Genomic DNA, 21,782 nt, shown 5'->3' with positions numbered 1-21,782 from the left:
AACACCAGTCTTGAAACTACCTGCATTGATCGCCCTGATCGTCCTGGCGCACACCGCATTCTCGGGTGGCCGCGTCACGCTGACACTGTCCGCGATCCGGATCGGAGGAACGCCGTTCGAAGTCGGCGTCGTGGTCAGCCTGCTGGCGCTGGTGCCGATGCTGCTCTCGGTGCATGCGGGGCGCTGGATGGACCGCAGCGGCGTGTTCAGGCCGACGCTGCTGGCGCTGCTGATGCTCGAAGCGGCATTGCTGCTGGCCCTGGTGCCCACGCTGGCCGGCCTGGGCGCGGCCGCGGTGCTGATGGGCTGCGGATTCATGCTCATCCACCTGGCCGTGAACAACGCGGTCGGCCACGGCAGCACGGCGGAAAACCGGACCCGGGCGTTCTCGATGCTCGCCCTCGGGGGCTCGGCGTCCACCGTGGCCGGTCCGGTCATCGCCGGCTTCCTGATCGACCTGGCCGGACATGCATGGACCTTCCTGGTCCTCGCATCCTTGCCGGCGCTGGCGCTGGCGCTGCTCGGCATGCTGCGGCCACAGGGCGCACCGCCGCCCGTACCTGCGCAGCCCGGGACCAGGCCGAGGATGGGCGACCTGTTCAGGCACGCGCCCTTGCGCGCGGTGCTGGTCGTCAGTGCGCTGCTCTCCATGGGCTGGGACCTGTTCACCTTCGTGATGCCGATGCATGGCGACCGGATCGGCCTGTCCGCTTCCACCATCGGCCTGGTGATGGGCGCATTCGGGGCCGGCACCTTCGTGGTCCGCCTGTTCATTCCCTGGCTGTCACGCCTGTTTTCCGAATGGCAGGTGCTGGCTGGCGCCCTGGCGCTGACGGCCCTCGTCTACACCGTCTTTCCCTTATTCGATGCGGTAGCGGCCCTGCTGGCCCTGGCCTTCGTCCTCGGCCTGGGACTCGGCTCCGCACTCCCGATGATCATGAGCGCGATCCAGCAGACCGCGCCTCCCGGGCGCAGCGGGGAAGCGATCGGCGTACGGTCGATGCTGATCAACGCAAGCCAGACGGCCCTGCCGGTGGGTTTCGGCGCGGTCGGTTCCGCCGTGGGCACGGGCGTGGTGTTCTGGGCCCTGGCAGCCATGTTGGGCGGCGGATTGGTGTTCATCGCCCGGCAACGAGACAGATAGCGTCGCCCGGCATCAACATGTGCATAGCAGAATTGCCGGAACGGTGATTGATATCACCGGGCAGCCGAAATACATTGGGATCTTCCACCAACAAATCAACAAACCATCCCAAAGGAGACAATGTGGCTGATTCTGAAAAGGCGCCATGGAAATACCTGGTGATGTGGCTGCGATTTTATTATGCAATCCACTTCCTGAAATCCGGCATCAATTACGCGGTGTTCGGCGTCATTCCGGATTTTAGCAAGGCCGGCGCGGTCGGTCCCTACCTGGCGGAGATGAACAGCATCGGTTTTTATCCGTTCATCAAGTATCTCGAGATTGTCCTCGGTTCCATGCTGTTGTTGAATATCTTTACGCCCCTGGCCCTGGCAGTCATGGCCGGCATCGCTTTCCAGATCGTGTATTTGAACCTGTTTATTTCGCCCCACCCAAGGCAGCTGTTCACGGGCACGCAGGAACTCCTCCTGTGCGGCTTGCTGCTCCTTGCTTACGGAAAGAGCTACGCGAGCCTGTTCACCTTCAAGGCCAGGCCGGCTTTCCCCTGGAATAAATAAATATAAATAAATAATCGAAAAATGAGGCAAACCATGAGAAGAGAAGTAAACGCCGGGCATTTTGCGCTCGTGATTTCTGTCGCACTGATATGGACCCTGGTCGTCGTCGCCTTCTCCACGACGATGGGTTCGCGGCCATTGAGGATCTATGATTGGGGTCCGCCGGTTTTCGCATGCGTGATGACCCTGGTATTCATGATCAAGGACAGGATGGAAGGGCATGGCGGGCTGTGATGCCGGGCTTGCGAGTTGCGGAATAATTCAACCGTCTCCACTATTCTCCTCCAAGGAAATAGTTTTCAAGCCCGCCTTGAGGCGGGCTTTTTTTTCGCATGTCCCGTCCTGCAATCGCAATGCATGCTCAACCGATGAGATAAACGTCGTAGAATGCAGGTAACTGTCTCATCAGTCGGAATAATGGATCGATTCCAGGAAATGAAGGTGTTCTCGGCGGTGGTCGAGGCGGGCAGCTTTACCGGCGCCACCCGGGCGCTCGGCATGTCCAAGGCGGCCGTCTCGCGCCATGTCGCCGACCTCGAGGAGCGTCTCGGCGTACGCCTGCTGCACCGGACCACGCGCAAGCTGTCGCCGACCACGGAAGGCGAGATCTTTCATGCGCGCTGCCGCGAACTGCTGGACAACGTGGACGAGGCGGAGGCCGAGATCACGTCCCGTTCCGGCGAGGCGAGCGGCCTGCTGAAGGTGAGCGTGCCCGTCACCTTCGGGGTCATGCACCTGGCCGCGCTGTGGCCGGCCTTCCTGGCCCGCCATCCGAAGCTGGCGCTCGATATCACGCTGTCGGACCGCGTGGTGGACCTGGTCGAGGATGGCTTCGACCTCGCGGTGCGGATCGGCCAGCTTCCCGCTTCCTCCCTGATCAGCCGCAGGCTGGCCAGCACGCGCATGGTCCTGTGCGCCTCCCCGGGCTATCTGCAGCGCCGCGGGGAACCGCAACACCCGGACGAGCTCCTGCGGCACGACGTGGTGTCGTACAGCCTGTTTTCGGCCGGCGAGAACTGGAACTTCACGGGTCCGGACGGCGAGGTCCCGGTAAAGGTGGCGCCGCGCGTACGCACCAACAGCGGCGATACCTGCCGCGCCGTGGCGCTGCGGGACCAGGGCATCATCCTGCAGCCGACCTTCCTCGTCGGAGCGGACCTGGCGCAGGGGACGCTGCGCGAGATCCTGCCGGCCTACCGCTCGATGGAACTGGGCATCCATGCCGTCTACCCGTCCCGCAAGTTCGTGTCGCCGAAGGTGCGCCTGCTGGTCGACTTCCTCGTCGAGGCCCTGGCGGACCCAGAGTTCGACTAGACAGTTATGCCGATTGTTTCGGAATGCGGAACAGTGTTGCGCGCCACGGGGGATTTATCGTTGGCCGGCGCAAGAATAAGATGAAGGCTGTTAACGCGGCCTGGCCGCTCCACGAACGAGGTTCATCATGTCTTCATTTCCCGCCATCTTCCTGTCGCATGGCTCGCCCATGCTGGCGCTCCAGGACAGTCCGGCGCGCCGCTTCCTGCAAGGGCTCGGCAAGTCGCTCGGGCGTCCGCAGGCCATCGTCGTGGTCTCCGCCCACTGGGAAACGGGCGGCGGCCCGGCCTTGAGCCTGGCGCCACGGCCGGAGACCATCCACGACTTCGGCGGCTTCCCGCGCGCGCTGTTCGAGATCCAGTATCCCGCGCCGGGGGCGCCCGAAGCGGCACGGCGCGCCGCCGCGCTGCTCGCGGCCGCGGATATCCCGGCCGGGTTCAGCGCCGACCGCGGGCTCGACCACGGCGCCTGGGTGCCGCTCGGCCTCATGTATCCGGACGCGGACATTCCCGTCACCCAGCTGTCGGTGGTGCATGGCGCGAGCCCGGCCGACCACGAGCAGCTGGGGCGCGCCCTGGCGCCGCTGCGCAGCGAAGGCGTGCTGGTGGTCGGTTCGGGCTCGCTGACGCACAACCTGGTCGAATTCAGGGGGCAGGCCATCGATGCGCCGGCGCCGGACTGGGTGAGCGGCTTCGAGACCTGGATGAAGGACCGCCTGGAAGACAGCGATCGCGCCGCGCTGCTGGACTATCGCCGGGCCGCGCCGTTCGCCGCCCGCAACCATCCGACCGAGGAGCACCTGCTGCCCCTGTTCGTCGCGATGGGAGCGGGAGGACCGGATGCGAGCGCCACCCGGCTGCACGCGGGCGTGGAACACGGCGTACTGGCGATGGACGCCTACGCCTTCGAATGAGGAGAATGGAATGAACGAAAGACTGGACCAGCTGGTCACCGATCCGCGCCTCGGCCTGGCGCACCGCGTGCGGCCGGCGCAGGCCGGAACGGGAAGGGCGCCCTGCCTGCTGCTGCTGCACGGCGTCGGCGGCAACGAGACCAACTTCGTCGAACTGGCGCGCCGGATCGATCCGCGGCTGGTGGTGATCCTGCTGCGCGGTCCACTCGTGTTCGCGTCCGGACGCTACGCCTGGTTCCAGGTCAGTTTCACGCCGTCCGGACCGTCCATCGATGCGGCGCAGGCCGAGCAATCGCGCATCCGGCTGCTCGATTTCATCGGGCAGCTGCCGGCCGCCTACGGGGTCGATCCGGAGCGGATCTGGATCGCCGGCTTCAGCCAGGGCGGCATCATGAGCGCCAGCGTCGGACTGACGGCGCCCGCGAGCGTTGCCGGCTTCGGCGTGCTCTGTGGCCGTATCCTGCCCGAGGTGTTGCGGGAGCTTGCTCCCGACCCTGCGCGGGCAGCCGTGCAGGCCTTCGTCGGCCATGGCGTGCACGACCAGACGCTCGGCATCCACTTTGCCCACCACGCGCGCGAGGCGCTGTCGTCCCTGGGGGTGCCGATGGAATACCACGAGTATGCCGCCGACCATGCCCTCGACGCCGCGATGATCGCGGATTTCCAGCGCTGGCTGGGCGAGCAGGTCGACGACGAGGCGCGACGGACTGGAGTCAGAACGGCAGGATGGTCTTGATCCAGAACGCCGAGCCATCCGGGCGGTTGCGCACACCGTACTGGCGTTCGAACTTGGCGGTCAGGAACCAGCCGTCCTTGCCCTGGTACTTGATCGAAGGGCCCAGGGTGGCGGCCCGTCCCTTGTGGCCAGGTAGCGTGACGCCGCCGACGCGATCGTCCGTGAGCTGGTGGTAGAGGTAGCCGCCGACGCCGACCACCCAGCCGTTGCCGAAACCCCAGCCGAGCGCGTAGTCGGCATGCAGTTCCTGGCCCGACCGGTAGTTGGTGTCCTGGTTGCGGAAGTTGTAGTCGGCCATGATCTTGAGGTCGGCGTTGATGCCCTTCGCCTGGGTGTAGGTCAGCGCCAGCACCGGTTCGATGTTCCAGTGATTCCGTCCGAGGTTGGCGATGCGCTCGCGGTCGTAGCTGCCGGTGGGCGCGTTGACTTCGAGCGCGAGGACGTAATGGAATGCGGGCGAGACGTGGTAGCCGAGCGCGATGGCCAGGTTCAGGTCACCGATGCCGCTGTCCTTCTGCCTGGTCGGTCCGATCCGAACGTCCGCATCCAGCAGCGGAAGCATCGCGTGGAAGGCCAGCTGGCCGCCCAGGAGCTGCTTCGGCGTGACCCAGATGAAGCGGGGCACGACCGCGTTGATCTCGGCCCGGAATCCTCCCATTGCGGCTGCGATGTCCCGGCCGTCGTTGTCGCGCAGCGCGGTCGCCCGGTAGCGGGTGCCGTAGGCGAGCGTGTAGAAGCCCGGTGGCGGCATGGCGCCGGAAACGAAATTCTCGGCGCCATGCGGATAGGTACTGCCGCCGCCCTCGGTGGCCAGCAGCGGCGCCGGCAGCAGCATGGCGCAGGCGACAGCGATGGCATGGGGCCGGCATGCCGGTATGGTGTTCTTCATTGCGGTCTCCGTATTGTTCTGGTCGGGATGCCGGCAGGCTGGGGCGGGACCCGCTGCCTGCCGGCCGCTTCACTGCTGCAGGGCGCGTTCCCGCGCCATCGTCAGGGCGGTGTCCTCGATCATGTCTTCCTGGCCTCCGACCATGCCCTTGCGGCCCAGCTCCACCAGGATGTCCCTGGCCGGCACCTTGTATTTCGCCTCCGCGCGCTTGGCGAACAGCAGGAAGGACGAATACACGCCGGCATAGCCCAGGGTCAGGGAATCGCGGTCGACGCGCACCAGCTGGTCCATCATGGGCACCACCAGGTCTTCCGCGACATCGGTGACGGCGAACAGGTCGACGCCGGTCTGGATCCCCATGCGTTCGCAGACCGCCACGAACACTTCCAGCGGCGTGTTCCCGGCGCCTGCGCCCAGGCCGGCCGCGGCCGCATCGATCCGGGTAGCGCCATACTCGACAGCCGTGACCGAGTTGGCGACGCCCATGGCGAGGTTGTGGTGGCCATGGAAGCCGATCTCGGTCTCCGGCTTCAGGCTCTCGCGCAGCCGCCCGATGCGCTGCCTGACGTCTTCCGGCAGCATGTAGCCTGCCGAGTCGGTGCAGTACACGCAGTTGGCGCCGTAGCTCTCCATCAGCCTGGCCTGCTCGACGATCTTTTCCGGCGACGCCATGTGGCTCATCATCAGGAAGCCCACCGTGTCCATGCCGAGCTTGCGGGCGAGCGCGAGATGCTGCTCGGAGACGTCCGCCTCGGTGCAGTGGGTGGCCACGCGGATCGTGTGGACGCCCAGTTCGCGCGCCGCCAGCAGGTGGTCCGCGGTGCCGATCCCGGGGATGAGCAGGGCGGAGACCCTGGCCTGTTCGAGCAGGGGAATGACGGCCGCCAGGTATTCCGCGTCGGTATGGCGCGGGAAGCCGTAGTTCACCGAGGCGCCGCCGAGGCCGTCGCCGTGGGTCACTTCGATCAGCGGGACGCCGGCGCGGTCGAGGCCACGCGCGACGTCCTGCATCTGCTGCAGGGTCATCTGGTGACGTTTCGGATGCATGCCGTCGCGCAGCGTCATGTCATGCAGGGTGATGCGGTGTGTGGACAGTGCCATGATGTCTCCTCGTTCAAGCTGCCACATGGGCGTTTTCCAGCATCTGCTGCGCGAACAGCTCGGCGGTGCGGGCCGCCGCTGCGGTCATGATGTCCAGGTTGCCCGCATACTTCGGCAAATAATCGCCCAGGCCTTCCACTTCGACGAAGACCGAGACCCGCTTGCCGTCGAAGATGGGCCCGTTGACCAGCCTGTAGCCGGGAACGTATAGCTGCACCTCGCGGATCATCGCCTGCACCGACGCCGTGATCGCATCGCGGTCCGGCTCGGATTCAAGCAGGCAATGGATGGTGTCGCGCATCATCAGCGGGGGCTCGGCCGGGTTGATGATGATGATGGCCTTGCCCGTTTTCGCCTTGCCGACCCGCTCGACCGCGCCGGCGGTGGTGCGGGTGAATTCGTCGATGTTCCTGCGCGTGCCCGGCCCGACCGAGCGCGACGACACGGTCGCGATGATCTCGCCGTAGGCCACCGGCTGCACGCGCGACACCGCCGCCACCATCGGGATCGTCGCCTGCCCGCCGCAGGTCACCATGTTCACGTTCATCGCGCCGTTCGACAACTGGTCGTCGAGGTTCACCGATGGCACGCAGTAGGGCCCGATGGCGGCCGGCGTCAGGTCGATCACCTTCACGCCGGCGGCGACCAGCTTCCTGGAGTGCTCGGCATGCGCATAGGCGGAGGTCGCGTCGAAGGCGATCCGCACCTCGTCCCGTTCGACGAAGGGCAGCAGGCCGTCGACGCCGCGGTCGGTGGTCTTGATGCCCATCGCGGCGGCGCGGGCCAGGCCGTCGGAGGCCGGGTCGACGCCGACCATCCACACCGGCTCGAGGAAGCGGCTGCGCTGGAGTTTATAAAGGAGATCGGTGCCGATATTCCCGGGGCCGATCACCGCACAACGGATTTTGCTCATGTGATTCTCCAAGTCGTTCAATGAAACCGGACACCGCAGCCGCCGATGCCGCCGATGGTGACGCGGAAGTGGTCGCCGGCCGCCGCCGGGAACATCGCGGCCAGGGCGCCCGACAGGACCACTTCGCCGGCGCGCAGCGGCACGCCGAGCCGTCCCATCGTGTTCGCCAGCCAGGCGACCGCGTTCAGGGGATTGCCCAGCGCGGCCGCGCCGGCGCCGGTGGCGATGATCTCGCCGTTCTTCTCGAGGACCATGCCGCAGGTGGCGAGGTCGATCCTGCGCGGGTCGACCGCGCCGTTGCCGAGCACGAAGGCGCCGCAGGACGCGTTGTCGGCGATCGTGTCCTGGATCCGGATCTTCCAGTCGCGGATGCGCGAATCGACGATCTCGAAGCAGGGCATGACGAAGTCGGTGGCGCGCAGGACATCGGCGGCGCTGACGCCCGGGCCGTTCAGGTCGTGCTTCAGGACGAAGGCGATCTCGCCCTCGGCACGCGGCTGGATCAGGCCATCCCTGGGAATCGATTCGCCGTCGTTGTACAGCATGTCGTCAAGCAGGTAGCCGAAGTCGGGCTGGTACACCTCCAGCATGTTCATGACCGCCTTGCTAGTGACGCCGACTTTCTTGCCGATGACCCTGGCCCCGGAGGACTGGCGCCTGGACAGCAGCCGCTGCTGCACCGCGTAGGCGTCGTCGATCGTCATCGACGCTTCGCGTTCGGTCAGCGGCGCCACCATGATTTTTCCGCTCCAGGCTTCGTACAGCTCGTCGCCCAGTTGTGTGATCCTGTTCTGTTCCATGTTCATTCTCCTGGTGCTTGCGGGTCAGCCTTCGGCCAGGAAGTCGCCGACCAGGCGCGAAAAGCGCGCCGCATGTTCGATCTGGGTCCAGTGGCCGCATTGGCCGAACACGTGCAGCTGTGCGTTCGGGAGGGCCTGCAGCAGCTCCAGCGAATTCGACAGCGGGATCACCTTGTCCTCGCGGCCGTGGACGATGAGCGTCTGATGCTGCAGCCGGCGGATGTCGGCGACCGGGCTGGCCAGCTTCTCGACGCCGTCCTGGCGCGGCGCCGGAAACATGGCCGAGAACGACTCCTGGAAGCCGGGCTGGATGCTGGCCTTGTAGCGCAGCTGCGCCAGCTCGTCGTTCACCAGCTTGCGGTCGTGGGCGAAGATGTCGAGCAGCGCGCGCATGCTCTCGACGCTGGGCTGGTAGCCCCAGACCGCGTCCAGCCCGGCGGTGATCGGGAAGGATACGCCGACGCTGCCCATCAGGACCAGGCGCTTGACGCGCTTCGGATGGCGGATCGCCAGCGCCAGCGCGATTGCGCCGCCGAACGAGTTGCCGACCACGCTGGCCTGCTCGATATCGAGGGCATCGAGCAGGCCGATCGCCTGGCCGACCCAGGTATCGAGGTCGTAGCGGATGCCGTCGGGACGATCTGAATACCCGAAGCCGGCCATGTCGGGGGCGATGACGCGATACTGGCGGGCCAGTTCGGGCATCGTGAGGCGCCAGTTGGCCCAGGCACTGACGCCGGGACCCGAGCCGTGGATCATCAGGACCGGGGCGCCGTCGCCGACGTCGTGGTAATTGGTGCGGATGCCGTTGGCAACGATGCTCTTGGCGATTTCCGGGTTGCTTGCTTCAGCCATGTTCTTGCTCCAGATAGCGTTGTGTTGCAATGCGAAAGGGTGCGGAGTCCCGCGCCGGCCGGCATGTACGCGAGCCGGCGGCCGGACTGCGGTGCGCGGGGGACGGTCAGGTATGGACCGCCAGGAAGCTTTCTTCCAGGTTGCCGGTGTGGTAGAAGATGCCGCGGCCCGGATCGGTCCACGTGATCGTCGGCATGTCGGGCTGGGCCAGATAGCCCAGGCCCGCAAAGGTCTCGTTACGGTTGCCGGACGGGTCGAAGAAGTAGATCGTCTCGCCGCGGGTGATGCCATGGCGGGTCGGCGACACATCGATCCTCACCCTGTTCTTGGCGAGGATGTCGCCGCATTTCAGGATGTCGTGCCAGCTGTCGAGGAAGAACGATACGTGGTGCAGCCCGGCCCTGGGACCGCCGGCGAAGGCGATGTCGTGGGGCGTGGAAGTGCGGAACATGAAGGCGGCAGCCTGGATCGACCCGTCGGGCCCGGCCACGACCTGTTCCGACAGGTGGAAGTCCATGGTCTCGCTGAAGAACGTCGTGTTCTCGGCCACCTTGTTGACCCCGGTCTCCGGGTTCAGCTCGCACATCAGGAGGCAGTGGTCGAGCCAGTGCGCGCCGACGCCCTTGAGCGAGTCGGGCCACGGGTCGGGATCGGTGGTGCCGACTTCCTTGCCCACCAATTCCTTTTGCGCGTACAGGTACATGACGTGGCCGCTGGGGATCGTGAAGCGCAGCGTGCGGCCGCAGAAGGGCAGCTGGCCGGGGGGCAGGATATCCGCCGCGATGCCGTAGGCCTCGACACGCTGCTGGATGGCGTCCAGGTCGGCGTCGTGTTCGACCTTGTAGGCGACGTGGTTCATGCCTGCCGAATCCGATATGGTCAGCTGCACCGAATACTTGTCCCATTCGTCCCAGCATTTCAGGTACACCGTTTCGTCCCCTTCGCGGTGGACGACCTTCATGCCGAGGATATTCTCGTAGTGCTTGACGGCGGCCTGCATATCCATCACCCGCAGGCTGATATGGCCGATTCTCATGACTCCCATGACTCCTCCTTGTTGTGTATGTCTATTTATGCTTGTTTGGCGCAGCGGAATACCGAGCCGCACATCTTTCCGACCACCTTCAACTGCACGTCCGAGCGCGGACGCGCCCTGCATGCGAGCACGACGCCGTGGCAGATATCCTCTTCGGCCACGTGGGCCCGGCTCATCGCCCCGCATTCATACTCTCCGGACACGATATGCACCTTGCAGATGCCGCATCCGCCGTTCAGGCAGCCGACCGGAATGCCTTTGCGTCCCAGCCGGGCCATCCCTTGCAGCAGCGTTTCCCCGGCCAGGCACTGGAAGCTTTCGCCCGTTTCCACCAGGCTGACCGCCACGGCGCGCGTGGGCGCGAGGGGTTTGCTGGACTCCATGTCGCCTCCTAGATCCGTTTGAACAGCGGACTCCTGACCTGCTGCGCATCCGCCGCCGAGATGAACTTCTCGGTATGGATGTCGCGTTCGTACAGCCGGCCCTGCATCAGGGTTGCCAGGCTGGCCTCGATCATCGGCGGCGGACCGCACAGGTAGGCCTTGTGGCCGCGGAAGTCGTTGTCGAAGTGGGCCCTGGCGGCTTCGTGCACGTAGCCGCGGAACCCGTCCCAGCCGGCGTCCTGGGCCGCATCGGACAGCGCCGGAACGTAGGCGAAGTTCGGATGGCGCCTGGCCAGGTCGAGGAACTCGTCGTGGTAATACAGTTCCTGCCGGTTGCGCTGGCCGTACACCAGCGTGATCGGCAGCGCGCATTCCTCGCGCAGCAGTTCATGGATCATGGCGCGCGGGCTGGACAGGCCCGAGCCGCCCGCCAGGAACAGCAGCGGCAGGCGCGCCGACTTGCGCACGAAGAAGCGCCCGTACGGCCCGGAGATGGTCACGCGATCGCCCGCCTGCAGCTGTTCGTGCACATAGGTGGTCCCGACGCCGCCCGGCACGATGCGCACGTTGAGCTCGATGAGCGACGGATCGCTGCCCGCGCTGCCGATCGAGAACGCCCGGCTGCAGCCGGCGCCCGGGATCTGCAGGTTGATGTACTGCCCGGCCTGGAAGCGCAGCGGCTCGTCCAGCTGGATGAACACGCCTTTCACCGTAGGGGTGAGCTGCTCCAGCCGCACGACCGTGCCTTCCAGGTCCCGCACCGGGATCGTCTCGGCGTCGGGCTCCTCGTCGATCTCGGCTTCGAGGGTGGCGTCGCTGCACAGGGTGGCGCAGCAGGCCAGCGCCTTGCCTTCCTCGCGCTCGAAATCCATCAGGGCGAAGGGCGAGGCGTCGCCATGCTCGATCTCGCCGTCCAGCAGCTGCACCTTGCAGGTGGCGCACAGTCCATGGCAGCAGGCGTGCGGCAGGTAGATGCCGGCGCGCAGGGCCGCGTCGAGGATATTCTGGCCCTCCTCGACGTCGATCGTCACGCCCAGCGGTTCGATGGTAAGTTCGTAAGCCATCACGTCACTCCTTTGCGGTTCAGTTGCAGCTGCCCTGGAGGCCGCGCAGGCCGGGAGTCCGGAGGCGCAGGACATCCTTGTGGCGCAGGCCGTTCTCGGCCAGGCTCTTGTCCGGGTCCGGTGTCCATGGCTGGCCGGACTTGAGCCATTGCACCGTGCTCCAGTCGATGCGGGCGAAGTCGGGGTGGTAGCCATACACCCTCGGCAGTACATCGGCGACCAGGACGCCGAACGGCATGCCCGGCGCCACGGGCAGGGTGTGCGGCGCGGTGAACATCAGGTGTTCGTCCCAGCCGATGTTCAGCAGCTGCTTGCCGTGGAAGTTCTCGAGCCGGTCCTGCGGCGCGAATTCGTAGGGTTTGAGGGCCTTGACGGGCATGATGTCTCCTCCTGTTATCGTGGTCAGCGCGCGTTGCCGGCGTTGTCGGTGCGGCGCCATTCGGCGAAATGCTTCTGGTCCTGCGAGCCGTTGAAGTCGAGGTTGTCCTGGCCGACCACTACGCCGTAGAAATCCAGCACCGCCGCCAGCGGATCGAAACCGGGAGCGGTCGGGTCGACGTCCGGCTTGAAGTTCTTGCCCTGGTAGATCTGGTGGGTGGGCAGCAGCGCCTGCACGTATTTTTCCGGTTCGTTGTCGAAGATGTGCTTGCAGTGGTCCGAACAGAAGTGGTACTGGTCGCCCTTGTACTCGGAGGCGCGGTAGCAGATCTGGGTCGGGTCGTCCGGTTCGGTGAAGAACATCGGCACGGTGCAGGTCGTGCACAGCATCGGCAGGGTCGCGTTGTAGAAGCGGTTGCCGGCCTTTTCCTGCTCGTCCCAGTGCTCCATGCGCGGCCGGTACAGCTGGTCGAAGCTGTCCGGATACTTTTCGGACAGCCAGGCCATTTCGTCCGCGTTCGGGATCCAGGTGTGGAAAGCGGCCGCACCGGCATAGTTATAAAAGGCGCACCAGGCCTGGTGGGTGATGTGGTCCTTTTCCTTGCACGCCTGTTCCCAGCCGAGCGGCGGCCGGATGCCGTAGCGCGCCAGGTCCTTGAACAGCGCGCCGCCGTTCTGCTCCGCGTAGATCTCCCACGCTTCCTTCCAGCTCATGACGCGCTTGGGCAGCATGTAGTCCATCATCATGCCGACCAGGGTCAGCAGCCGGTAGCCGCGCCAGAACCATTTGTCGATCCAGCCCTGCACGATCGGGACATTGGCCGGATCCTGCTCGAGCAGGAACTTGACCGCTTCCAGCCCGAGGGTCATGTGGCGCGACTCGTCGGACTGGGCCGAGAAGCCGAAGGTGACGGTGGCCATGTCGCCGTTGTAGGCTGCGCCGGACATGAAGGGCACGAACAGCAGGTTGGTCAGCACGTACTCGAAGGCGAAGCCCACGCACACCATGAACTCGAAGGGGCCGGCGGAGATGGCGTCGTCGAAGAAGGACTTCGGCACCGACAGGTACCAGACCTTTTCGTACCAGTCGCGCCAGGAATGCATGCCGTTGTAGTACTTGTTGTAGTTCGAGATCGTGTGGATCTGGGTCTGCGCGTGGCGCAGCTCGTCGACCGCCTGCATCTGGCAGGCGACCCGCGCGCCCGGTCCGGAGAACTGGCGGCCGATGTGGGCAAAGCCGCGGTGCGCCATGTACTCGAGCGGGCTGACGCCCTGGATGAACAGCTTGATCGCGTTCAGGTAGCGCGCATCGGTGACGTTCAGGTGGCCGTTGTTCTGCGCGAACGCATCGATCACGGCGTACAGCTTCTTCTCCTTTTCACCCTGGTACTTCCAGTAGGCGTCCATGGTCAGACGGAACGGGTCTTCCCACTTGTCCCAGTCGTGGATCTTGATGCCTTCGAACTTGTCGTACGGGTAGACCTGGTCCATCGGCTGGTAGGTGGTTTCCCAGTCCAGGCCGCGGGTCATGTGGGCATAGCGCTCCTTCAGGCCCAGCTTCTTGGCGGTGGCTTTCATATCCATGGCGTTCTCCTCGTGTTCTCAGTGCGCCCAGGTGAGCGTGAATTGGTCGTCGTCTTCCTCGATGTTTCCGGTGATCGTGACCAGGTTGACGTGCATTTCCTGCAGGTTGAAGGGCCGGCCCATTTCTTCCTCGACGGTTTCGCGACGCACGGTCAGTCGGTCCTGGGCGTTGATCTTGACCATCGCGGGGGCTTCCTCGAGCCTGGCGTGGGGGTTGTCGCGCAGGATGGCGGCCACGATCGGGCGGGTGTCCTCGTTGGCCTGAAATGCAATGAATACGGTCGACATGCGGTGTCCTTAGCGGGTCAGTCCGAGCTTGGCCGCCCGGGCGCTGAATTGATCGGCGACTTCATCCATCAGCACGTCGGCATGCGCGGCATCGTCGAACAGGTGCAGCACGACGGGCCGCAGCGCAGCGATCGCGCGCCCGCTCCAGGCGCGGGTCCAGTCGGCGAGGAGGGCGCGGTTCTCGTCCGATTCCGCGGCCGCGGTCTTGACCTGGGCGTCGACCCATTTGCCCTGCTCGGCGAACCAGTCGGTCATGAACGCGGTGAGCATGGCGATCGCGGTGCCGTTCTTCGCCGCCAGGTGCTCGTTGACGATGGCGCGGTACACCAGCGGATACAGGATCCCGTCGAGCGCGAGGTTCTGGGCGACGAACAGTTCGAACCAGTCCTGGACGACGAAGGTATCCTCGACGTAGCGGCGCAATTCCTGCCAGCGGGCCGCTTCCAGCCAGTCGCGCTTGCCCTGGTCCAGCCCCTCGGGATCGTCGAGCAGCAGGCCGATGCGCGTCAGGTACTGGGCGATGCCCAGCTGGTCCATGGCGCAGAACATGGCGGGCGCCGTGATCGCGGTGCCGTAGCCGTAGGCGCAGATGCTCGAATTGTTCATGTTGGCGCCCCATGCCACATGACGCAGCGGCATCAGGATGCTCAGGGCGGCGGCGCTGGTCGCGCCGGGCAGCTGGGACACCATGCCGCGCGACTCGACGAAGTCGAAATTCGCCTCCATCGTCTCCTGCTGGCGCGCCCGGTTCATGGTCCAGTTGCCGTAGTAGTACTGGCGCGGGTCCTTGAAGGCGTACCAGTTCTTCATCTTCACCGCGGTGCGGGTCGCGTCGAAGATCTCGTGGTCCGGGTCCCAGATCGGGCGGTAGTGGAAGGGGCCGGTCGGCTGGGTCTCCAGCGTCGCCTCCTGGTAGCGCGAGGCGGGTTTGTCGCCGCCGATCTGGCGCGCCACGTGTGCAAAGGTGTGGCGCATCGGCCTGATGTTGTGGGTCTTGAGTTCGATCGTCATGTCATCTCCTCGCAAGTCGTCTTCGTCCCGTGGGAACGGTCGTGTGTCATGGTGTGAGGGCGCTTCAGTCCGTGCTGGCCGGTTCGAGCTGCACGACCGCGTTCATGCGGCAGAACTCGTCGAAGGCAGGCCTGGGCAGGATCAGTTCGACGGTGAGCGCGGGATCGGCGATGGCGAAGTCGAACTCGACGAAGCCGTCATGGGCGCCGGTGACGCGTACCCAGCGTTTGCTGACGTCCATCCCGGGGCAGGCGGTGGTGTCCGGATGCATCTTGTCTCCTTGTGTGTTGTGTACAGGGAGAATTGCAAGCGCCGTGCCAGGCTTGCTGAAGCCGCAAAAAGGACGTCCACCGGCGTTTTATTGCGCGGCGCAGCATGCTTCTTCTGTGAGTAAGAAAGCGGAGCTATAAGAGGTCGGAATGCGGCGCTGCAGCGTAAAGTCTTTCTGTGACGAAATATTAACCACCTCATCAAATTGCAATTTATTTCTGCCGGATGAATTGACGATATGGTTAAAATCGATAAAACAAAAAAATATCGAGATTTTCACGATCCCATCCAGGGACGCAGGAGGAGACGACATGATGAAATATCCAGAAGACCTGGATCTGCGCCGGCTGATCCGCTTTTCGGCGGAAGACGGTTCGATCTGGCTGTCGGAAAGCCGGATGCTGCTGCTGCATGCCGCCTCTCTCGGCAGCCTGCGCGAGGAGATGATGAATTCGGTCGGCCAGGCCGCGACGCGGCGGATGTTCACCCGCATGGGCTTCGCCTCCGGCATGCGCGACGCCGAACTGGCCCGCAAGATCCGCGGCGGCCAGAACGTCGAGGACGCCTTTGCGACGGGGCCGCAAATGCACATGCTCGAGGGCGGTGTGCAGGTCGTGCCGGTGTCGGTCGAGATGGATGTGGGGAAGGGCGAGTTCCAGGGCGAATTCATCTGGCGGAACTCCTGGGAAGCCGAAGCCCACGTGAAAGCCTTCGGGCCGCAGCATGATCCGGTGTGCTGGTGCCTGTCCGGCTATGCGTCCGGCTACACGTCCGCCTTCATGGGACGCTTCATCCTGTTCAAGGAAACCAGGTGCGCCGCCTGCTCGCACGACGAGTGCCGGATCGTCGGCAAACCGGCCGAGGAATGGCCCGATGCCGAGGAGTACATGGCCTACTTCGAACCCGAGTCCATCGTCTCCCAGATGCTGGAGCTGTCTTCCCAGGTCGAAGCCCTGCGCAGCAGCCTCGCGAAGTGCCGGCGCCTGGAAGACATGGTCGGCGAGTCGCCGGCGTTCCGGCGCGCCTTCCGCCTGGTGGAAAAGGCGGCCGAGACCAGTGTCACGGTCCTGCTGTCGGGGGAAACGGGCGTCGGCAAGGAGCGCTTCGCACGGGCCATCCACCAGCGCAGCAAGCGCGCCGACCAGCCTTTCGTGGCCATCAACTGCGCCGCGCTGCCGCACGACCTGATCGAGGCCGAGCTGTTCGGCGTGGAGAAGGGCGCCTTTACCGGCGCCACCAGTTCACGCCCGGGAAAATTCGAACGGGCCGATGGCGGCACCCTGTTCCTGGACGAGCTGGGCGAGTTGCCCCTGGCCTCGCAGGCCAAGCTGCTGCGTGCCCTCCAGGAGGGCGAGATCGAGCGGCTCGGCGACGACCGGCCGCGCAAGATCGACGTCCGCATCGTCGCGGCGACCAACGTCGATTTGCCGGAAGCGGTCAAGGCAGGCCGCTTCCGCGCCGATCTCTACTATCGCCTGAACGTCTACCCGATCCTGATTCCGCCATTGCGCGAGCGCCGCGGCGACATCCCGTCGATGATTGCGATGATGGTGGAAAAGTTCTGCGCGCTGCACCAGAAGCGCGTCAGCGGCGTCACGGACCGGGCCATGCAGGCCTTGCTGGCCCATGCATGGCCGGGCAATGTGCGCGAGCTGGAGAACATGATCGAGCGCGGCGTCATCCTGGCGGGGCAGGGCGACTCGATCGAATGCGACGACCTGTTTCCGAACTTCGTGCCTCCTGCGGACAGTCCGGTCGGGATCGACAGCACAGGGGCGCTCGAGGACAGCGATCGCGAGCAGGAGGGCGCGCTGTGCGACCGGATCCTGGCCAGCGGCCTGTCGCTGGAGCAGATGGAGAACATGGTGCTGCGCGAAGCGGTTACGCGCTGCAAGGGCAACCTCTCCGGCGCGGCTCGCCTGCTCGGCATGACGCGACCCCAGCTCAGCTACCGCCTGAAGCGCTGCCTGATCGAACCCTGCGACGCCGGCGGCCATCATGCGCAAGTTTGAGTGTGCATTTACCGAGAGTCCGGAACCGCCACGCACGCTGGTCGAGGCGACCTACCTGCGCCTGCGCCGCGACATCATCGAAGGCAGGCTGGCGCCAGGGACCAAGCTGCGCGTGGAGCACCTGAAGGACGACTACGGCATCGGCGCGGGCACGCTGCGCGAGGCGCTCTCGCTGTTGCTGTCCGATGCGCTCGTGGTCAGCGAAGGGCAGCGCGGCTTCTACGTCAGCCAGACCTCGCTGGCCGACCTGCAGGACATCACACGGTCGCGCATCCTGCTCGAGTGCCAGGCGCTGCGCCAATCCATCCTGGAAGGCGATGACGACTGGGAAGCGAACCTCGTCGCCGCCTATCACAAGCTCGACCAGATGGAGAAGACCCAGGGCAACGTGAACAAGACGAATGCGGCGGAATGGGAAGCGCGCAACCGGCACTTCCATGAAGCCCTGATCGGCGCCTGCACCTCGCGCTGGCTGCGCTACATGATCGGACTGCTGTATCGACAGGCCGAGCGCTACCGGTATCTCACCATCGTGCATTCGGCGCGGCCGCGCAAGGTGCACGACGAGCATACGGCGATCTACAGGGCGGCGCTGGCGCGGGACGTCGATGCGGCGACGCGGGCGCTGGAGCGGCATATCGATGCCAATTCCAGTACGGTGGAATCCCTGTCCGGCTCCAGCTCCGGCCCCGCCGCCGACGACCGATCGGCAGGACCTCATGCGGCCCCGTCGAGCCGACCGGAAAATCCTGCTGGCTGGCGGGCGATCTAGGCCTGGCTGGCCAGGTTGCGCAGCACGCGTGCGTTCAGCTCGGCCATCTGCAGCAGTTCGACCTGGGTGAAATCGGCATACGCCGACATCACCCTGGCGGAGACCTCGGGCAGCGCCTGTTCGATCAGGCGGCGGCCGTGCTTGTTCAATGAAATCATGACCGCACGGCGGTCACCGGGCTTCGGCGTGCGTTCGATCAAGCCCCTTTCCGCGAGCTCGTCGCACACCCGTGTCAGGTTGGCCGGCTTCTCGTGGCAGGCTTCGCTGAGTTCAGTGGCGGTCGATGTTTCATCGGCACTGCCGTACAGGATCGCGAGGACCATGTAGCTGGTATCCGCCAGGTCGTATTTCTTGAGAACGGCGTTCGTCGTGTCGCGCAGGGTTTTCTGGAGGTGATAGGTCATGCGCACCAGCTGCATGGAGGCGAAAGGAAAGCTCGGCATGCGTGCTTCGATGCGTCGCAGTCGCTGTTCGGTCGGCCCAAAGTCACTCATTTGCACTCCACGCAAGGGTCAAGGCGCAGATTGTAAACCGTCGCGGCAGATCGTTGCCACCCGGGGCCAGGCGGCCAGCCGGGCTCATGCATCCCTGGACGAACTCAGCCGCCGGCCCGTACCGCGGACCTCATGGGTAGAGATAATTCGCTTCGGTCACGGGAACCAGGCCGTTCGCCCTCGCTTGTTCCAGTTCGGCCAGGACCCGGACGCGGGTCGGATCGTTTGCTGCGAGGTCATTGGTAGACGCACAGCCGGACACCAGGATAACAAGCACTGCAGCGACACAGAATGTCGGATTCATATCGTTCACCCATTTCAGGAAGGTTGGAAAGAGAGATCGGCCAAGGGCTTGATCCACGGATTTATTTTACCATTGAATAGTACATTAATGAATTAAATTGCGGAAAACCGGGGGCCGCCTGCTTGTTCTCATCGTCGGGAGAGCGGATCGAGCAATTATTGATACCCGGAAGGTATTGACAAGATACCCAAGCGGTGTTGGACGCAGTCATCCATTCTTACTATCCTGCATTAATCAGGCGAACCAGCTTTGCCTGGCCGGAAGCCTTTCTCCGGCTTCCCATCGCAGCACGATGTATCCCAGCATGCAGCGCAGACTGCCGTCCCGACCATCCGGATCACAGGAGACCCCCATGAGACTATCCTTCCGCACCAAACTCTTCCTGCCTCTCATCATCAGTTGGCTGTGCCTGTTATCAGTCGTCACCGTCAATGCCTTGCGCGACCGTGAGCTGCGCATGGACGAGCGCAAGACCCAGATTGCCAACGCCGGCGACATGGCGATCTCGATCGTGAAGGAATACGCGGCCATGGCCAGCGCCGGCAAGCTCCCCGAAGCGCTTGCGAAACAACAGGCGCTGGAACGCATCAAGGCCTTGCGCTATGGGGAAACCGGTTATCTGCTGGTGATCGATTCCCAGCGGATGCTCATGCATCCGATCGCGGCGAACCTCGTCGGCAAGGGCGTTGGCGACATCAGGGATGCCGAAGGCCGCCAGATGTGCCTGGACGCGCTGAACGTCGCCAGGGAAGCGGGCAAGGGCTATACCTGGTTCTTGTGGAACAAGCCGGGAGCGGCAGCGCCGGAGCAGAAAATCTCCTACAACGTGTATTACCGGCCGTGGGACTGGACGGTCATGACCGGCCTGTACATCGGTGACGTCGACGCGGCGTTCCGCACAGCGGTGCTCGAATCGGTGGGCGTGCTGCTGGCGGCCGGCCTGGCGCTGTCGCTCCTGGTGGCGGCGATCGTGCGCAACATCGAGCGCTCGCTCGGGGGCGCTCCCGAACATGCGGTTGCGCTTGCCCGCCGTATCGCGCAGGGCGACCTTGGGTGCGCCATCGAGATCCGCCCGGGCGACAGCACCAGCCTCATGGTCGCCATGAAAGCCATGCGCGACGCGCTTGCCGGCATCGTCGGCCAGGTGCGGGAAGGCACGGCGACGATCGCCAGCGCATCCTGCCAGATCGCCGCCGGCAATACCGACCTGTCGTCCCGCACCGAGGAGCGGGCCGCGACGCTGGAAGAGACCGCATCCTCGATGGAAGAACTCACGTCGACCGTGAAGCAGAGCGCCGAGCATGCGCGCCACGCGAATGCGCTGGCGCGCTCGGCATCCGAGGTGGCGCTGCGCGGGGGCGAGGTCGTGGCGCAAGTCGTGGACACGATGGCCTCGATCAATGCGTCGTCGAAGAAGGTCGTCGACATCATCGATGTGATCGACGGCATCGCCTTCCAGACCAATATCCTGGCCTTGAACGCAGCGGTCGAAGCAGCCCGTGCCGGCGAGCAGGGCAGGGGCTTCGCCGTGGTCGCCGCCGAAGTGCGCAACCTCGCCCACCGTTCGGCCGCGGCCGCCAGGGAAATCAAGTCCCTGATCGACGACTCGGTCAAGCAGGCGGATGCCGGCGCCATGCTCGTCGACCAGGCTGGCGCCACCATGAAGGATATCCTCGGCAGCGTGGAGCGGGTGACGACGATGATAGGCGAGATCACGGTGGCGGCACAGGAGCAGACCGTCGGCATCGAGCAGATCAACCAGGCCATGAGCCAGATGGATCAAGTCACCCAGCAGGACGCGGCGCTGGTCGAGGAGATCGCAGCCACGTCCGAATCGATGCAGCACCAGGCAGCGGAACTCGCGGGTGTCGTCAGCATGTTCAAGCTCGCGGACGGCGCGCGGATGGCGTCGCAAGCGTCGCCGTCCGTGCCTACTGGGCGCCCCGGATGGCGAGCCGGGAACGCTCGCGCCGGCGACACGCCATCACTGGCTCGATAAAAGAAAGGCGCTGTCACCTTTGCATATGGAAGAGCCCGATCGCGGCTCTGAGCAATTGTTCCGCTGAACTGATGCGCCCGCCATCCAGGGCCCATTGCCAGCCGAGATAGTTGGGCAGGTAGCGCGACGCGACGCCGTGGAAGCGCGCCAGCCACTCACGAAAGCGCCGGTGATAGGCATTCACGTTCTGCACGTGGATGGCGCCACGCACCCGCTCGCCGGCGCGCAGGCTGACGGTCTTGTGCGAGATGCCGGCTTCGCGGGCGAACGCGCGGTAGGCGGCGTGCGGGTCGGTCACCAGCAGGACCTCGGGATCCAGCACCGGCCGCAGGTGCTGGTGCAGTTGGCGCGTGGTGACCGGTCCACGTCCCGTGACATAGTCGACGGTCTGCCCCGTGCGATCGCGCGCCACCAGGATGCAGTCGAGTTCCCGCGAGATGCCGCGCCGCCTGGCCACGCCGCCACGCTTGCGCGCAGGACGATCGAGCTTGCGCGATCCCTTTTGCGATTCGAGCAGGAACATTTCGTCGGCCTCGGCAACGCCTTTTAAACTGCTTGGCCGGTCGAGTTTGGTCAGGTGCAGGAAGCGGTGGCGCCAGCGAAAGCTGGTGTTCCGATGCACGTTGACCGCCTTGGCCGCCGCCCGGATCGGCCTGGAGGCGAGCATCGTATCCAGGTAATCGCGCCATTTGCTGCGATGGCGCAGCCGTGCCAGCGGGGTGCCGGTCAGGTCGTTGAAGGTGCGCCCGCACTGGCGGCAGCGGTAGCGCTGCAAGCCATTGGCACGGCCATGCCGGTGGCAACACTTGCTTGCGCAGGCGGGACAGCAGCGCCGGGCCGCCCTGGCCTGCGCGATCGCTTCGACGACCTGGTCCAGGCCGACGGCCGGACGCAGGGCCTGCAGCACCTGTGCCCGCTGGGGCCGGGTCAGCCCGGGCAATCGTCCCAACCACCTCTTGAAACTC

The 21,782-nt window shown here is 65.1% G+C and carries 25 protein-coding genes; 9 read left to right on the top strand and 16 right to left on the bottom strand.

The window, feature by feature from the left end; translation table 11 throughout:
* Positions 1-10 precede the first annotated feature (10 nt).
* The 6 genes from H162_RS31875 to H162_RS31870 all read left to right on the top strand — a co-directional run bounded on the left by H162_RS31875 (position 11) and on the right by H162_RS31870 (position 4,664).
* Positions 11-1,144 (top strand): MFS transporter, encoded by a 1,134-nt coding sequence (locus H162_RS31875; RefSeq protein ID WP_084677123.1) that lies wholly within the window; start codon positions 11-13, stop codon positions 1,142-1,144.
* 122 nt (positions 1,145-1,266) lie between these two features.
* Positions 1,267-1,701, top strand: a complete 435-nt coding sequence (locus tag H162_RS0124865; protein WP_026355066.1) for a hypothetical protein — start codon at positions 1,267-1,269, stop codon at positions 1,699-1,701.
* 33 nt (positions 1,702-1,734) lie between these two features.
* On the top strand, positions 1,735-1,935 hold the full coding sequence (locus H162_RS0124860) for a hypothetical protein (RefSeq protein WP_026355065.1): 201 nt from the start codon (positions 1,735-1,737) through the stop codon (positions 1,933-1,935).
* Between the two features lie 183 nt (positions 1,936-2,118).
* On the top strand, positions 2,119-3,015 hold the full coding sequence (locus H162_RS0124855) for a LysR family transcriptional regulator (RefSeq protein WP_026355064.1): 897 nt from the start codon (positions 2,119-2,121) through the stop codon (positions 3,013-3,015).
* 127 nt (positions 3,016-3,142) lie between these two features.
* Complete coding sequence (locus H162_RS0124850; RefSeq protein ID WP_020656200.1) at positions 3,143-3,928, top strand: dioxygenase family protein; 786 nt, start codon at positions 3,143-3,145, stop codon at positions 3,926-3,928.
* Between the two features lie 10 nt (positions 3,929-3,938).
* Positions 3,939-4,664, top strand: a complete 726-nt coding sequence (locus tag H162_RS31870; RefSeq protein ID WP_020656199.1) for an alpha/beta hydrolase — start codon at positions 3,939-3,941, stop codon at positions 4,662-4,664.
* On the opposite strand, the gene H162_RS0124840 is transcribed toward H162_RS31870, so the two are convergent.
* From H162_RS0124840 to H162_RS31865, 13 genes are all read right to left on the bottom strand, one after another.
* On the bottom strand, positions 4,642-5,553 hold the full coding sequence (locus H162_RS0124840; RefSeq protein WP_020656198.1) for a SphA family protein: 912 nt from the start codon (positions 5,551-5,553) through the stop codon (positions 4,642-4,644). The two genes, H162_RS31870 and H162_RS0124840, sit on opposite strands and share 23 nt — an antisense overlap.
* A 69-nt stretch (positions 5,554-5,622) precedes the next feature.
* Positions 5,623-6,654 (bottom strand): 4-hydroxy-2-oxovalerate aldolase, encoded by a 1,032-nt coding sequence (dmpG, locus tag H162_RS0124835; RefSeq protein WP_020656197.1) that lies wholly within the window; start codon positions 6,652-6,654, stop codon positions 5,623-5,625.
* Between the two features lie 13 nt (positions 6,655-6,667).
* On the bottom strand, positions 6,668-7,567 hold the full coding sequence (locus H162_RS0124830; RefSeq protein WP_020656196.1) for an acetaldehyde dehydrogenase (acetylating): 900 nt from the start codon (positions 7,565-7,567) through the stop codon (positions 6,668-6,670).
* Positions 7,568-7,584: 17 nt separating this feature from the next.
* Complete coding sequence (gene dmpE, locus H162_RS0124825; RefSeq protein WP_020656195.1) at positions 7,585-8,367, bottom strand: 2-oxopent-4-enoate hydratase; 783 nt, start codon at positions 8,365-8,367, stop codon at positions 7,585-7,587.
* A gap of 24 nt (positions 8,368-8,391) precedes the next feature.
* A complete protein-coding gene (locus H162_RS0124820; RefSeq protein ID WP_020656194.1) occupies positions 8,392-9,222 on the bottom strand; it encodes an alpha/beta fold hydrolase in 831 nt (276 codons plus the stop codon).
* A gap of 106 nt (positions 9,223-9,328) precedes the next feature.
* Complete coding sequence (locus tag H162_RS0124815; RefSeq protein WP_026355063.1) at positions 9,329-10,267, bottom strand: catechol 2,3-dioxygenase; 939 nt, start codon at positions 10,265-10,267, stop codon at positions 9,329-9,331.
* Positions 10,268-10,293: 26 nt separating this feature from the next.
* Complete coding sequence (locus H162_RS0124810; protein ID WP_020656192.1) at positions 10,294-10,641, bottom strand: 2Fe-2S iron-sulfur cluster-binding protein; 348 nt, start codon at positions 10,639-10,641, stop codon at positions 10,294-10,296.
* An 8-nt stretch (positions 10,642-10,649) separates the two neighbouring features.
* Positions 10,650-11,705 (bottom strand): NADH:ubiquinone reductase (Na(+)-transporting) subunit F, encoded by a 1,056-nt coding sequence (locus H162_RS0124805; protein WP_020656191.1) that lies wholly within the window; start codon positions 11,703-11,705, stop codon positions 10,650-10,652.
* A gap of 19 nt (positions 11,706-11,724) precedes the next feature.
* Entirely contained in the window at positions 11,725-12,084 is a 360-nt protein-coding gene (locus H162_RS0124800) for a phenol hydroxylase subunit P4 (RefSeq protein ID WP_020656190.1), read from the bottom strand.
* Between the two features lie 23 nt (positions 12,085-12,107).
* Positions 12,108-13,667: an aromatic/alkene/methane monooxygenase hydroxylase/oxygenase subunit alpha gene (locus H162_RS0124795; protein WP_020656189.1), complete on the bottom strand. Its 1,560-nt coding sequence runs from the start codon at positions 13,665-13,667 to the stop codon at positions 12,108-12,110.
* Positions 13,668-13,685: 18 nt separating this feature from the next.
* On the bottom strand, positions 13,686-13,955 hold the full coding sequence (locus H162_RS0124790; protein WP_020656188.1) for an MmoB/DmpM family protein: 270 nt from the start codon (positions 13,953-13,955) through the stop codon (positions 13,686-13,688).
* 9 nt (positions 13,956-13,964) lie between these two features.
* Positions 13,965-14,966, bottom strand: a complete 1,002-nt coding sequence (locus tag H162_RS0124785) for an aromatic/alkene monooxygenase hydroxylase subunit beta (protein WP_020656187.1) — start codon at positions 14,964-14,966, stop codon at positions 13,965-13,967.
* Between the two features lie 64 nt (positions 14,967-15,030).
* Positions 15,031-15,237, bottom strand: a complete 207-nt coding sequence (locus H162_RS31865) for a phenol hydroxylase subunit (RefSeq protein WP_020656186.1) — start codon at positions 15,235-15,237, stop codon at positions 15,031-15,033.
* Positions 15,238-15,547: 310 nt separating this feature from the next.
* On the opposite strand from H162_RS31865, the gene H162_RS0124775 reads away from it, so the two are divergent.
* Positions 15,548-17,248, top strand: a complete 1,701-nt coding sequence (locus tag H162_RS0124775; RefSeq protein ID WP_020656185.1) for a sigma-54-dependent Fis family transcriptional regulator — start codon at positions 15,548-15,550, stop codon at positions 17,246-17,248.
* On the top strand, positions 17,235-18,020 hold the full coding sequence (locus H162_RS0124770) for a GntR family transcriptional regulator (protein ID WP_020656184.1): 786 nt from the start codon (positions 17,235-17,237) through the stop codon (positions 18,018-18,020). Before H162_RS0124775 ends, H162_RS0124770 begins: the two co-directional genes overlap by 14 nt.
* Here H162_RS0124770 and H162_RS0124765 read toward each other — a convergent pair.
* The gene (locus H162_RS0124765; RefSeq protein ID WP_229452251.1) at positions 18,017-18,463 is read right to left on the bottom strand and encodes a MarR family winged helix-turn-helix transcriptional regulator; all 447 of its coding nucleotides are present in this window, start codon (positions 18,461-18,463) and stop codon (positions 18,017-18,019) included. The genes H162_RS0124770 and H162_RS0124765 overlap by 4 nt on opposite strands.
* 181 nt (positions 18,464-18,644) lie before the next feature.
* Positions 18,645-18,818: a DUF4148 domain-containing protein gene (locus tag H162_RS35795; protein ID WP_084677122.1), complete on the bottom strand. Its 174-nt coding sequence runs from the start codon at positions 18,816-18,818 to the stop codon at positions 18,645-18,647.
* Positions 18,819-19,170: 352 nt separating this feature from the next.
* Here H162_RS35795 and H162_RS0124760 point away from each other — a divergent pair, with 352 nt between their 5' ends.
* Complete coding sequence (locus tag H162_RS0124760; RefSeq protein WP_020656182.1) at positions 19,171-20,817, top strand: methyl-accepting chemotaxis protein; 1,647 nt, start codon at positions 19,171-19,173, stop codon at positions 20,815-20,817.
* Between the two features lie 13 nt (positions 20,818-20,830).
* On the opposite strand, the gene H162_RS0124755 is transcribed toward H162_RS0124760, so the two are convergent.
* A complete protein-coding gene (locus H162_RS0124755; RefSeq protein WP_026355061.1) occupies positions 20,831-21,766 on the bottom strand; it encodes an IS1595 family transposase in 936 nt (311 codons plus the stop codon).
* Positions 21,767-21,782 lie beyond the last annotated feature (16 nt).

It is taken from the genome of Massilia niastensis DSM 21313, from assembly GCF_000382345.1.
GTDB lineage: Bacteria > Pseudomonadota > Gammaproteobacteria > Burkholderiales > Burkholderiaceae_D > Telluria > Telluria niastensis.
The sequence above is the reverse complement of the archived record's forward strand: the minus strand, read 5'-3'. Positions and strand labels throughout refer to the sequence as shown.

What these genes read in the sequence shown, in the direction of transcription:
- H162_RS0124860 (WP_026355065.1), top strand. Translation starts at nt 1,735, where the DNA reads ATGAGAAGAGAAGTAAACGCCGGGCATTTTGCGCTCGTGATTTCTGTC.
- H162_RS0124855 (WP_026355064.1), top strand. Translation starts at nt 2,119, where the DNA reads ATGGATCGATTCCAGGAAATGAAGGTGTTCTCGGCGGTGGTCGAGGCG.
- H162_RS0124850 (WP_020656200.1), top strand. Translation starts at nt 3,143, where the DNA reads ATGTCTTCATTTCCCGCCATCTTCCTGTCGCATGGCTCGCCCATGCTG.
- H162_RS31870 (WP_020656199.1), top strand. Translation starts at nt 3,939, where the DNA reads ATGAACGAAAGACTGGACCAGCTGGTCACCGATCCGCGCCTCGGCCTG.
- H162_RS0124840 (WP_020656198.1), bottom strand. Translation starts at nt 5,553, where the DNA reads ATGAAGAACACCATACCGGCATGCCGGCCCCATGCCATCGCTGTCGCC.
- dmpG (WP_020656197.1), bottom strand. Translation starts at nt 6,654, where the DNA reads ATGGCACTGTCCACACACCGCATCACCCTGCATGACATGACGCTGCGC.
- H162_RS0124830 (WP_020656196.1), bottom strand. Translation starts at nt 7,567, where the DNA reads ATGAGCAAAATCCGTTGTGCGGTGATCGGCCCCGGGAATATCGGCACC.
- dmpE (WP_020656195.1), bottom strand. Translation starts at nt 8,367, where the DNA reads ATGGAACAGAACAGGATCACACAACTGGGCGACGAGCTGTACGAAGCC.
- H162_RS0124820 (WP_020656194.1), bottom strand. Translation starts at nt 9,222, where the DNA reads ATGGCTGAAGCAAGCAACCCGGAAATCGCCAAGAGCATCGTTGCCAAC.
- H162_RS0124815 (WP_026355063.1), bottom strand. Translation starts at nt 10,267, where the DNA reads ATGGGAGTCATGAGAATCGGCCATATCAGCCTGCGGGTGATGGATATG.
- H162_RS0124810 (WP_020656192.1), bottom strand. Translation starts at nt 10,641, where the DNA reads ATGGAGTCCAGCAAACCCCTCGCGCCCACGCGCGCCGTGGCGGTCAGC.
- H162_RS0124805 (WP_020656191.1), bottom strand. Translation starts at nt 11,705, where the DNA reads ATGGCTTACGAACTTACCATCGAACCGCTGGGCGTGACGATCGACGTC.
- H162_RS0124800 (WP_020656190.1), bottom strand. Translation starts at nt 12,084, where the DNA reads ATGCCCGTCAAGGCCCTCAAACCCTACGAATTCGCGCCGCAGGACCGG.
- H162_RS0124795 (WP_020656189.1), bottom strand. Translation starts at nt 13,667, where the DNA reads ATGGATATGAAAGCCACCGCCAAGAAGCTGGGCCTGAAGGAGCGCTAT.
- H162_RS0124790 (WP_020656188.1), bottom strand. Translation starts at nt 13,955, where the DNA reads ATGTCGACCGTATTCATTGCATTTCAGGCCAACGAGGACACCCGCCCG.
- H162_RS0124785 (WP_020656187.1), bottom strand. Translation starts at nt 14,966, where the DNA reads ATGACGATCGAACTCAAGACCCACAACATCAGGCCGATGCGCCACACC.
- H162_RS31865 (WP_020656186.1), bottom strand. Translation starts at nt 15,237, where the DNA reads ATGCATCCGGACACCACCGCCTGCCCCGGGATGGACGTCAGCAAACGC.
- H162_RS0124775 (WP_020656185.1), top strand. Translation starts at nt 15,548, where the DNA reads ATGATGAAATATCCAGAAGACCTGGATCTGCGCCGGCTGATCCGCTTT.
- H162_RS0124770 (WP_020656184.1), top strand. Translation starts at nt 17,235, where the DNA reads ATGCGCAAGTTTGAGTGTGCATTTACCGAGAGTCCGGAACCGCCACGC.
- H162_RS0124765 (WP_229452251.1), bottom strand. Translation starts at nt 18,463, where the DNA reads ATGCCGAGCTTTCCTTTCGCCTCCATGCAGCTGGTGCGCATGACCTAT.
- H162_RS35795 (WP_084677122.1), bottom strand. Translation starts at nt 18,818, where the DNA reads ATGAATCCGACATTCTGTGTCGCTGCAGTGCTTGTTATCCTGGTGTCC.
- H162_RS0124760 (WP_020656182.1), top strand. Translation starts at nt 19,171, where the DNA reads ATGAGACTATCCTTCCGCACCAAACTCTTCCTGCCTCTCATCATCAGT.